The organism is Streptomyces sp. NPDC038280 (assembly GCF_055600045.1).
The window spans coordinates 77955-89843 of sequence record NZ_JBVJYZ010000021.1 but is presented as its reverse complement, the minus strand read 5'-3'; the positions used below and the strand labels follow the sequence as shown (position 1 = coordinate 89843).

Here is an 11889-nt window from a genome sequence, read left to right as displayed (position 1 = left end):
GCCAGCCCCATGGACTTCATCTTCATGCTCACCCGCGACGACCGGACCGTCTCCGACGCCCTTGACGTGCTCGACAGCGTCCAGGGCCTCGGGATCCGCCACATCGGCTTCAAGGACATCGGCACCGACCGCGCCACCCTCGCCCAACTCCACGACCGCGCCGGGCAGATGGGCGCCACCACCTACCTCGAAGTGGTGAGCACCGACCGTGAGCAGGCCCTCGCCTCGGTGCGTACCGCCCTCGACCTCGGCGTCGACTGGCTCATGGGCGGCACCTGGATCGACGAGACCGTCGAGCTGCTGCGCGGCACGCCCGTCCGCTACCTGCCCTTCGCCGGACGGCCGCACGGGCACCCCACCCGTCTCGGCGGCGGCCCGGAGTGGATCGCCGACGACTGCCGTCGTGCCGGGGAAGCGGGCTGCGCCGGCGTCGACCTGCTGGCCTACCGCGCCACCGACGCCGCCCCCCTCGACCTCGTCCGCGCGGCCCGCGCCGCGACGACCGGTCGTCTGGTCGTGGCGGGCAGCATCACCGGCACCGACCAGATCCAGGCCCTGGCAGCTGCCGGAGCCGATGCCTTCACCATCGGTTCGGCCGCTTTCGCCGGCGCGCTCCAGCCGCACGCCGGCACCCTCGCCGCGCAGCTCGCGCCCGTCCTCGCGGCCGCCGGCGACTGAACTCCCGTACGCCGAAAGGGGCGGCCGATGGGGGACGATGGAGGCCGACCGCGCGACCCGCGCCATCCGCGAACGACCAGGAGAACGCGTGACCGCCAGCCCCGGCCCCCAGGAAGCCCACGGACCGGTGACCAGCCGCCACCGCGGTCCCCGCCCGCCTGAGCCGCGGGCCGCGCTGGGCGTCGGTGTCGTCGTCACCGACGGGCGCGGGCGTGTGCTGCTCGGCCTGCACCCGTCAGGCGTGTGGGAGCTCCCCGGCGGGAAGGTCGACGCGGGCGAGTCCATCGAGGCCGCCGCCGTACGGGAGCTGGCGGAGGAGACCACGTTGCGCGCCGACGCCCGGCAGGCCGACATCCTCGCGATCCTGCTCGACACCGTCGACGGGGTGAACCGGCTGACCGCCGTCGCCCTCGTCCCCGCCCACGACGGCACCCCGGCGGTCGCCGAGCCCGACAAGATCGACCGCTGGGAGTGGCACGACCCCGAGCGTCTGCCCAGCCCCCTGTTCACGCCGTCCGCCCAGGCCCTGACGACCTGGCGGCCCGGCCTCGACATCGATCACGCGCCCGCCCACCGCTACCCCCGCGCGCCCGGCGCCCCACGACGGGAACCCTGACGGGGCGGGGCCGCCCCGTCGGCCACGCGACCGGCACGGGCACGCCGCGCCCGCACCTCTGACTCGGCCCTCACCCCCGGCAGTTGCGGGTCGGTAGGATCACGCTGCCACGCTCCTCATCCGCGCGCCGACCTCCCAGGCGGCGACGCGACCGAGCCAGGGAGAACACGATGCTCACGGCATTCGAGGACCTGTCCACCCCCCTCATCGCCGACGCCTGCGTCCGCGCCGGGATCCCTCTGCGCGCCGCGCCGCCCGGAATCACCGCGGTCGTACCGGGTCACCGGATCGCGGGCCGGGTCCTGCCGGTGCGGCACTACGGCAGCGTCGACGTGTTCCTGGAAGCCTTCGCGAGCAGCCGGCCGGGCGACGTCCTGGTCATCGACAACGGCGGCCGGGAGGACGAGGCCTGCGTCGGCGATCTCGCGGCCCTGGAGGGCAGGGCGGCCGGTCTCACCGGCCTCGTCGTCTGGGGGCTGCACCGTGACACACCCGAACTGGTGGAGATCGGCCTTCCCGTCTTCTCGTACGGCCGCTACGCCCCCGGCCCGGTGCGCCTCGACGAACGCGAGCCCGAGGCGCTGCTCACGGCAAGGATCGGCACGCATCTGGTGAGCGGCGACGACATCGTCTTCGGTGACGACGACGGTGTGCTGTTCGTCGCCGCTGACCTGGTCGACGACGTGCTCGCCACGGCGGACCGCATCGGCCGGACCGAACGCGAACAGGCCCGCCGGATCCGCGACGGCGAGACGCTGCGCGACCAGGTCTCCTTCGACGACTTCCTGAACCGGCGCGCGACCGACCCGTCGTACACCTTCCGGCAGCATCTTCGGCGCGTGGGCGGGGCGGTGGAGGAGTAGCCGGTCCGGTCCCGGACCGGCGGCGCGGCACACCCGCCGGTCCCGCCGTTCAGCGCTGCCGTACCCCCGCCCGCGGAGGACGGGACGGGCCCACCGGTTCGACCGCCGCCGGCTCGGGCAGCGCGCGGGCGAGCAGCCAGGCGAGGGCGGGCATCACGATCAGCGGGACGAGCGCGGTCCGCAGCGATGTGGCGTCCGCGACCGCGCCGATCAGCGGCCCCGCGAGTCCGCCCACACTGACGGTCAGCCCCAGGGTGAGGCCACTGGCGGTGCCCACCCGGGTCGGCAGGTAGTCCTGAGCGAGCGTCACCTGCAAGGAGAACGGCACGTAGAGCCCCACGGCGGCCAGGGCCACCCCGGCGTACAGCGCGGGCCCCGGCAGGAAGACCACGCCGGCGACGGCGGGAACCGTCGCCGCGTAGGCCCAGCACGTGACGCGGACGCGCCCCCAGCGCGCGGCGAGCCGGCCACCGAGGACCGTGCCGAGCGCGCTGCCCGCGAACAGGACGAACAGGGCCACCGCACCGGCTGTGTCACCGCCGCCGGTGCGTTCCCGGGCGTAGAGGGCGACGAAGGTGCTCAGCCCGACGAAGGCGACCGACCGGCAGACCACCACGAGGGAGAGCCGGGCGAAGGCGCGCCGGTACTCCGCGACGGGCCCGACGCCGGCCGGGGCGGCGACCGCACGGGGGCGGGTGTGCGTCCCTGGCGCCGGCACGCTCAGTACGACCCCGAGCGCGGCGGGGGCGGCCAGCAGGGGAGAGGCCGCCAGGCCACCCGTCCCGACGACGGCGGTGACAAGGAGCGGTGAGCAGGCGAAGCCGATGTTGCCCCCGAGCGCGAACCAGCTCATCGCCGTGTGTCCGCCGCCACCGCCGAGCGCCCGGGCGAGCCGGGCCGCCTCCGGATGGTAGGCCGCCACCCCGAGCCCCGACAGGGCGACCGCGGCCAGCGTCGTCACGTACGAACGGCTCACCCCGGCCAGCGCGATGCCCGCTCCGGCGGCCGCCGTACTCAACGGGATGAGCCACGGCATCGCCCACCGGTCGGTCAGCACCCCGAACAGAGGCTGGACGACGGACGACAGCAGGGACGCGGCCAGGACGATCCCGGAGGCCGCGGCGTATCCGTACGCCCGCTCGGCGACCAGGAACGGGACCAGCGCGGCCACCGCGCCCTGGTGGACATCCACGCAGGCGTGCCCGGCGGAGAGGAGGGCAAGGGGCTTCATGTTCTTCGTCACCGCTCGAGCATCCGGGCCGAAACGGTGACCCGCTTCCGATAAATTGCCCAGTGATGCCGATTCCCCGCCACACCCCGCGCGCCGACACCGGTGTACGTCCGCTGCCCGCCGGGACGGGGATCGACGCCCACCGGCACGACGACCACCAGATCGTCTACGCCGGGCGCGGAGTCCTGTCCGTCACCACGGACGCCGGTACGTGGGTCGCGCCCGCGACCCGTGCCCTGTGGATCCCGGCGGGCACCGTGCACGAACACCGCGCCTACGGCCGGACCGACCTGCATCTGCTCGGCCTGCCCGTCACGCGCAACCCACTGGGCCTGACCGTACCGGCGGTCCTGGCCGTCGGCCCGCTGCTCAGGGAACTGATCCTGGCCTACACGCGGGGCGAGGAGGACGGCAGCGCCGAGCGCCGCCGGCTTCTCGCCGTCCTCCTCGACCAACTGCGCCTCTCGCCCCAGCAGCCCCTGCATCTGCCGGCTCCGACCGACCCCCGGCTCGAGACGGTCTGCGCGCTCCTGCGCAGGGACCCCTCCGACGCCCGCACGCTGGCCGAGCTGGCCGCGCACGCCGGAGCGAGCGAGCGCACGCTGACCCGGCTCTTCCGCGCCGACCTGGGCATGACCTTTCCGCAGTGGCGCACCCAGCTCCGCCTGCACCACGCCCTGACGCTCCTCACCCGCGACCTTCCGGTGACCGCTGTGGCCCACCGCTGCGGCTGGTCGTCGACCAGCGCGTTCATCGATGTCTTCCGGCGGGCCTTCGGCCACACGCCGGGGGCCCACCGCGTGCCCGGCACGCCCTTGGGGTGACGCCGCGCTCACCTCGGACGGGAGGCGGGCGTGACGGCCGTTCACCGGTGCTCGGGATTCGGGAAGTCGTACCGGCAGCCGGCGTCCCGTCTACGGCCCGGGCCACCCCAGTCTGCGGACCGCCGAGGAGAAGCTCGCCCGGCTGCGGGACGAGGGACGCGGACGGCCGTGAACAGCGCGAAGGCCCGCACCCCCTGGAGGAGGTGCGGGCCCTTGCCCTCGTCGTGCCGCCTTACGAAGCCGACTTGCGAAGCCGCCTCACGAAGCCGTCCAGTCGGCCGGGACCGGCAGGCCCCAGTCCTCGCAGGCCCTGATCATCACGGCACGGACCTCCGGGCCCGCGTGGGCGTAGGAGAGCGGGCCGTCCTCGCCGATCAGGTAGTCGCCGGTCAGGCCGCCGAGGAACTCGCGGACGACCGGCTCGGGTGAGGCGGCGACCCGCTCCAGGAAGGAGAAGGAGCGCCCCAGCACCTCCGACCGCTCGGGGCCCGGCTCCGCCGCGAGCGCCGGCCGCAGCACGTCGTTGAACAGGTCCCAGAGCCGGCCGTACACGTCCGTCCTGACCGTGTCCCCGTCCTCTGGGTCGCCGGTCAGCTCGACGGCCGCGCGGACCTTCTCCGCGACCGGCTCACGCATCTCGGGGAAGACGTCCAGCATCTCCCCGAGAAACGTGTGCGTTGCGATCGGTTCCGTCACCACGTGCTCGATTCCCTTACGCGATACATGCGGCCGGGTTGGCACACGGATCGGCGTTGGCCGCGTCCTCCACCCCGAACGGGTCGACCATATCCTCGAAGGTCTCCTTCAGGCCGTCCTTCACTCCGTGTTCCTTGATGTTCCCGGCCGCCCCGCCCACGCCGGTCAGCACGCCGCCGGCGATGCCGAACGACTTCATGAAGCCGCCCAGTCTGCTCGGGTTGCCCGTGGCCCTCGGCTTCGGGTTGGGAGAACGGTCCTTGGGATGGACCTCGAACTTCTGGCCGGTGATGTCCGCCATGGCCTCGGCGTTCAGAGTGGTCTTGCGGCTGGCGATGAGGTTCTTCTCGATCGCCGGGTTCGCCTTCGTGTACGCGGTCATTCTCCCGTCGATGTCCCGGAGGTTCAGGGCGTGCCACAGCTCTTTCGCCTCGGCCTTGGCGAGCTTGAGCTCGGAGTCCGTGAGGACGCCCTTGCCGCCGTCCATCCGCGCCTTGCGGTCCTCCTCCAGGAGGTTGGACAGACGCGTCATCAGGTCGGGGACCTTCGGGACGTGCCAACTGCCGTTGACGGGCTTGCCATAGTTCAGCTCGTTGATGAACGCCGTCGCGGCCTTTCCGTCACCGGTGATCTTCGACCCCGGCCTGACATTGCGGAGGTAGATGGCGTCCAGGATGTTCTGGAAGTTCGCGTGCTTCACCACCGGAGGCTTGGCGACCGGCTTCTTCAGACCCGGGTTGGCGTGCAGACCGATGCCGGTGAGCTGCATGAACATCTTCTGGACCTGCTTGAAGAGGCCGAAGAAGAACAGACCGGTCGGGTCGCTGTTGCTGATGGGGCTGTTGTTGCTGTACGCGTACCCGTTCATCTGGAGCGGGTCGGACAGGTCCACCACGGGGTCCGCGGAGATGAAGCGGCCGGTGGACGCGTCGTACTCGCGCGCCCCGATGTGGGTCAGGCCGGTCGGGCTGTCGATGCCGACGCCGAGGTACGACCGCCTGTCGACCCAGGCCGGCTTCGGTCCGCGCACCTCACCGTAGGGCTTGAAGGCCCTGCGGGTGATGGGCTGGTTGGTGGTCTGCTCGATCGCCGTGGTGGCGGTGCCGAGGTGGTCGGAGAGCAGCACGGTCAGCTTGTGGCCGGTGGTCGCGCCGTTCACCGTGGACCGGACGACCGTGGGCGCGCCCTGCTGGGCGTAGCCCCGCGTCGCGCGGGTGATCTTCCCGGCGGCGGTGGTCAGTTCGGTGCCGTCCAGGTTGAGCACGCTCCCGGAGGGGCTGTTCTCCAGGATGCGGTTGCCGTCGGCGTCGTAGACGTACCTGGTGGTGACACCGTCCTCGGTGAGCGTCGCGAGCTTGTTCTCGCGCGTCCACGTCAGGTCCTGCGTGGTGGTGGCGAGGTCCCGCTTGGTGGTGTTGCCGGAGGCGTCGTTGACGTACGAGCTGCCGCCGCCGGCGGGCGCCGTGGACACCCAGGACAGGGTGTGGGGCTGGGTGGTGTACGACGGGGAGGTGCCGTTTCCGGTGACGAGCTTGCCGTACCCGTAGGTGTAGGTGAGGTCCTTGGTGGCGTCCTTGGTGTTGTGCTCCACCAGCGAGGCGCGGTTGCCGAGCAGGTCGAACCGGAAGGACTGCCAGTAGGAGGTGGTACCGGTGTCGACGGTCCCGGCCGCCGGGGCTCCGGCGGCCAGCGAGGCCGTCAGCACGCTGTCCGGGGTCTCGCCGTCGGTCACCTGGTCGGGTGCCTCGGCGACCGGACCGGTGGAGGGCCAGCCGTCCGTGCGCGGCCCCCAGGCGGCGCCGTTGGCCGCCTTGCAGCCCGTGCCGTCGCCCTGCGGGGTGATGGTGGAGGTCCAGGCCTGGGTGAGCTCGCCCATCGCGTCATAGGTGAAGCACTGGGTGTCCCTCGTGGTGACCGTGCCGTCGGTCAGCTTGCGGGTGAAGCCGGTGATGTTGCCGGCGATGTCGTACGCGTAGGTGCTGTCGGAGATCCGGTGGGAGTTCGCGGTCTCGCGGTCGGCGACCGTGCGCTGGACGCGTCCGGTGTGCTGGTCGATGAAGTTGGTCGTCCACACGCGGTAGGGCTGCGGCCCGGTGACCGTGCGCAGCGGCTCCCCGTACGGCGAGTAGGTGATGTCCGAGGTGTACCAGGTGTGCCCGGAGGTCGACTCGGCGAGGCCGTCGCTGTTGTAGCGGGTGATGACCTTCTCCGTGGCGAGTCCGCCCGCGGCCGGCAGGGTCACCGAGAGCGGCTTGCCCGTCGGGGTGTAGCTGTAGGCGTAGCCGTACGTGCCCGAGACTCCGGTGGTCATGGAGTTGGCGGGGATCACGACCTGGCGGCCGGTGGGCTGGTAGCGCGCGTCGAACCCGGTGACGCGGGTGATGTAGTCGCCGCTCGCGTCATGACGGATCGAGGAGGTCCGCTGGCCGATGCCGCCGGTGACGTCGTCGTACGTGTACTCCTTGACGGGCGCCGAGCTCGTCGTGCCCTCGCGGACCGCGACGACGCGGCCCAGCTGGTCGTACGAGGTGTGGATCGCGCCCCGGAGGTCGGTGGCGCTGGTCTGGCGGTCCGCGCTGTCGTAGCCGTAGGCGATGTCGCCGGTGTCCGGGTCCGTGGCGGAGGTGATCCGGCCGCGGGCGTCATGGGTGTAGGTCCAGACGTTGCCCGCCGGGTCGGTGACCTTCTCGCGGTTGCCGCGGGCGTCGTAGCTGTAGCGGGTGTCCCGCCAGCGGCTGCTGGCGCTGTTCGTGTAGTGCTGGATCAGGGTGATCCGGCCGCGGGCGTCGGTCCAGGTGTTGGTGGCCGGCGCGGCTCCGCCGGAGGGGCGGCTGTAGGTGCTGGTGTCGCCGTAGGTGGTCGTCGACCAGGACGCGGTGTCGCCGCTGTGGTACGTCGTCGCCCGGACCGGTCGCTCCAGACCGTCGTAGCGCGTGCGGACCAGGCTGGGGACGAGCGCGTCGGACACCCGCTTGAACTGGGCGGCCTCCGGCTCGCCCTTCGCGACGTACGCGCCGGTCTGTTCGCTGACCAGGCCGTGGTCGTTGTAGCGGGTGTCGACGATGATCCGGCCGGGGCCGTGGGCCTCGCGCTGGGTCTGGACGGCGCGCATCAGGCCGTCGTAGACGGTGACCTGCTTGGCGTAGGTGCCATCGTCCTTGAGGCTCTGGACGGTCACGGCGGTGGGCCTGGTCACCGTGGGGGTGGACTCGGCCATCTGGTAGCCGAGGACGACGTCGGGTGTCTGGGTGCCCGAGGAACGGCCGGTCGACCAGCCCTTGACGAGCCGCCCGAAGGCGTCGTACTCGCTCCGGACGATCTTGCCGTTGGGGTCGGTGACGGTGAGCTCCGAGCCGCGGCCCGGGTCGAAGGTGCGGACGGTCGCGTGCCCCTTGGGGTTGATGACCTTGACGCTCGTTACCGCGCCGCCCGTGTCGCCGGGGGTGTACTGGGTCTCGGTGGTGCCCACCACGGGCTCGGTCACCTTGCGGATGCGGCCCAGCGGGTCGTACGTCGTCGTCGTGACGACGGAGTGCGCGGTGCCGGCGCCGTCGATCTCGGCGCTGGAGGTGACCAGTCCCTTGGAGGGCGGAGTTCCCCACTCCTGGTTGTCGTACGAGATCCGGACCGAGTTGATCAGCTGGGTCGCCGGGTTGGCGGACGTCTGGGTCGCGCACGAGGTCGCCGTCTTACGGGTCGACGACGGAGCACCGATGATGTGGGCCGTTGTGTTGTGGAGCAGCGTGGTCGTGGTGCAGTTGTAGTCGCTGAGCGTCTCGCCCGTGCCGTTCGGCTTTACGACGGCCGTCTGCATCTGGACGGGGATGCCCCAGTCAGGGTCCGCCTCCGTCTCGGTGCGGACCGCCTGCCAGCTGGTGCCGACGGTCTGGATCGCGTCCGAGCGCTTCACTCCGGCGCGGTATGCCTTGAGCGGCGGCAGGCCGCCGTCGCGGGTCCGCGAGGCGGTCTCCTCGGACCAGGGGAAGGTCAGGGTGCGCTTGACGATCTTGCCGCCGGATCCGTCGTACGTGATCGTCTCGGCGGGCATGCCGGCGTACTGGGCGGCGTCGTCCGACACGAGGGTGACGGCGCCGGTGGAGTCCTTGACCGCGCCGCCCGCGCCGCGGAAGTACCGCACGACGGAACGGGACTGGGTCTGCGGACTGCCCGTGGAGGGGGTGTTCTTGCTGCCCTTGACCGTGGAGACCTGCCGGTAGCCGCGCCACTCGCTGTAGGTGCGCAGGGCGGGCTTGCTGAACTCGTCGTCGCTCTTGGCCCAGGCCGCGTCGGCGTAGTCGTAGCGGGTGGTGATGCGGTCGGAGACACCGGTGATGCGGTCGGTCTCGGTCACCGTGTGCACGACGTACTTGTTGAACCAGGCGAGGGCCGGCGTCTCCGCCTCGCCGTCGGGGGACCAGCGCAGCGGGAAGCAGGTGCCGTGGTTGTCCTCGGGTGCGACGGTGGGCTGGACCTTGCAGCCGCCCTTGTACGTGACCTCGACGTCACCGCCGTGCTCGGTGGAGACGGTGCCGATGCGCGGGCGGGTGAAGCCGGGGCGCGCGTCGGTGCTGCTGCGGGGGACGAGGTTGGGGAGCTGCTGGTCCTTCAGGTAGCCGCTCAGCGGGTGCGCGGTACCGGTTCCGACGACGTACGGCTTGAAGGAGACGCCGGCCTTCGTGAGCAGGGTGCCGCTGGTGTCGCCGGGCTTGAAGCCGTAGCGGGTGACGGAGTTCAGCCACAGGCCGGGCGCGGTGTCGTACCAGTCCCGGGGGAAGGAGTGGTTGAGCAGGAAGGTGTCCACCTTGGCCAGGGCCGTGGTGCCGGGGCGGTGGGCGTAGGTGGTGATGCCGCCGAGCCGCATCCGGTTCCAGAAGGAGGGGAAGCCCGGGCACAGCTTCGAGTCGGACTTGCAGTTGAGGTTGCCGGGGCTGTCCCACCAAGGGCGGTAGGAGGCGGGGTTCTTGGTGTCGTCGAACTTCTCGGAGGCGCAGACCGTGTCGTCCTGCACACACCGCTGCCACAGCAGGAAGTCGATCTTGGCCGCGGGCTCCGCGCCCAGCGCGCCTTCGCGCAGGCCGTACTCGATGGAGTCCGGGAGGCCGCCGCGGTCGTACTTCTCCGGCGTCTTGAACTTCTTGTTGACGGCGTAGTAGTTCGCCGACTTGTGCCAGTTGACGATCATCACGTTGCCGTGGACGTCGACCACCTTGTCCAGGCCCCAGTGCCAGGCCTGCTGCTTGGTGGCGTCGTCGTTGCAGCGGGATGCCGCGAAGGTCGCAGCGTGGCACGGCTCACCGGGGTGGTTGCCGAAGACGGGGACCGTGAAGACGGACTGGGTGTCGGCGTGACCGTCACCGATCTTGTTCAAGCCGTAGTAGTAGCGGGTGCCGTCGGTCTCGGTGACGACCCAGTACTCGCCGTTGTTGTCGCCGTTGGTGCCGCCGGTCTTGAGTTCGACGCGGGTGCCGTCGTCGTGCTGCGGGCGGTAGATGCTGCTGGTGCCCTCACGGACCAGTTCGAGCGTCCGGCCCTGGTGGGACATGACGGCGTTGTACGAGACCCAGCACAGGTCGGAGGTCTTGGCCTTCTTCGCCGTGTTGTTCGGCTCACCGGCCGAGGTCGCCTCGCGGTCGTCCTTGCAGGTGCGGTAGCGGCGCTCGATGTGGCCGGGGTCGTAGTCCCAGCCCTCGCCGATCCAGGAGGCCTGCGGGGAGGAGGTGGCGGTCCTGCCGTCCACCGCCTGGGAGTTGTAGTCGAAGGAGATCTCCGGCGAAGGGCCCGCCGGCGCCGAGGGTACCTGGACGGGGTACGACCAGGTGAACGCACCGGAGGAGGTCCCGGCCTCCCACTTGCCGTTGGAGATCAGCGGGGTGGCCCGGAAGGAGCCGCCCTCGCCCATGCCGGAGTCGACGGCGCCGACGACGGCCCTGTCGCCGCTCGTGGCGACCTGCTGGACGCCGGAGGAGCGGACGTAGGAGGCCTGGAAGATGCCGGACGGCGGGGTCATGGCGCGCGGGGCGACGGCCGGGGTGACGGTGCCGTCGGCGGCGGTGTCGACCGTCGCCGTGATGGTCTTGGTCTTGGTGTCGTTGACCGTCTCCAGCTCGTCGTAGGTCCGGCACTCCTCGACGTCCGGGGTCGTCAGGTAGCACTCCGGGAACTGGACGAACGTGAGCCGGGAGGCCCAGTCGGCGCCGTAGAGGTTCTGGTACCCCTTGTAGTCGAGCTGCACGGAGACCGGGACGGAGCCGGTGGAGGGGGCGGTCACGGTGACGACCGCGCCGTCGACGCTGTCGGCCTCGGGCGCGGTGCGCGGGTAGACGCCGACCTCCCACCGGCCGGTGGGCGTCGCGGCGCCGGGTGCCTGGCCGAGCTTCACGGGCAGCGTGCCGACCGGCTCCAGATCGGTCTGGGTGGCGGTGGAGACCGGGGTGGCGTTCGTGGTGGAGCCCTCGGCGGAACGGCCGGTGGTGAACGAGGCCTGCTGCGGGGCGGGGTCGCCGAAGGTGACGGCGGCCGTGCCGCCCGCCGGCGGGGTCGCGGTGCCGGCCAGGGCCTCTTCCTGGTCGGCCGGCGGCGGGGCCGCGATGGTGTCGAGGCCCGCGTTGCGGGTCGCCCCGTCGACCTGCTTCTCCTCGGGGAGGTTCTCCAGGACGAGTTCCTCGCGGGGCACTTCGTCCTTGGACGGGTCCGGCGGCAGGGCGGCTGCCTGGGTCGGCAGGAGCGTGAGCAGCAGAGCGGCACCGACGGCCGGAACCACTGCGGTACGCAGGCGCTTTCGGCGCGCGGACAAGAAGGCAGGCACGGGTGGGGTCCCCCCGGACGACATGAAGCGGCGCCTGGGCGGACCGCAGGTGAGGCCAGTGAACGCGGACATTCTGTGTGTGAGTTACGGATAAAGACCAGGCGGAAAGTGATCACGTGGTGATGATCACAGTCATACTTCGGTCGAATGGGCACGGCCCTGATCGAACCCGCTCA

General features: G+C 71.5%; 7 protein-coding genes. 4 read left to right on the top strand and 3 right to left on the bottom strand.

The window, feature by feature from the left end:
- The first annotated feature begins 9 nt into the window (after positions 1–9).
- The 3 genes from ACZ7J0_RS30120 (at position 10) to ACZ7J0_RS30110 (ending at position 2157) form a co-directional block, all read left to right on the top strand.
- Positions 10–678 carry a hypothetical protein gene (locus ACZ7J0_RS30120; RefSeq protein WP_470892644.1) on the top strand — a complete coding sequence of 223 codons (669 nt, stop codon included), beginning with the start codon at positions 10–12 and terminating at the stop codon, positions 676–678.
- A gap of 88 nt (positions 679–766) precedes the next feature.
- Positions 767–1294: a nucleotide triphosphate diphosphatase NUDT15 gene (locus ACZ7J0_RS30115; protein WP_470892642.1), complete on the top strand. Its 528-nt coding sequence runs from the start codon at positions 767–769 to the stop codon at positions 1292–1294.
- A gap of 170 nt (positions 1295–1464) precedes the next feature.
- The gene (locus tag ACZ7J0_RS30110; protein WP_470892640.1) at positions 1465–2157 is read left to right on the top strand and encodes an RraA family protein; all 693 of its coding nucleotides are present in this window, start codon (positions 1465–1467) and stop codon (positions 2155–2157) included.
- 49 nt (positions 2158–2206) lie between these two features.
- On the opposite strand, the gene ACZ7J0_RS30105 is transcribed toward ACZ7J0_RS30110, so the two are convergent.
- Positions 2207–3388, bottom strand: coding sequence for an MFS transporter (locus tag ACZ7J0_RS30105; RefSeq protein ID WP_470892686.1), 1182 nt, complete (start codon positions 3386–3388; stop codon positions 2207–2209).
- Positions 3389–3453: 65 nt separating this feature from the next.
- Between ACZ7J0_RS30105 and ACZ7J0_RS30100 the strand changes: the two genes are divergently transcribed.
- Positions 3454–4212: a helix-turn-helix transcriptional regulator gene (locus ACZ7J0_RS30100; protein ID WP_470892638.1), complete on the top strand. Its 759-nt coding sequence runs from the start codon at positions 3454–3456 to the stop codon at positions 4210–4212.
- 258 nt (positions 4213–4470) lie between these two features.
- Here the strand turns inward: ACZ7J0_RS30100 and ACZ7J0_RS30095 are convergent, their stop codons facing one another.
- Both ACZ7J0_RS30095 and ACZ7J0_RS30090 read right to left on the bottom strand, forming a co-directional pair.
- Positions 4471–4908, bottom strand: coding sequence for a hypothetical protein (locus ACZ7J0_RS30095; RefSeq protein WP_470892636.1), 438 nt, complete (start codon positions 4906–4908; stop codon positions 4471–4473).
- A 16-nt stretch (positions 4909–4924) separates the two neighbouring features.
- Entirely contained in the window at positions 4925–11713 is a 6789-nt protein-coding gene (locus ACZ7J0_RS30090) for an RHS repeat-associated core domain-containing protein (protein ID WP_470892634.1), read from the bottom strand.
- Positions 11714–11889: the final 176 nt, after the last annotated feature.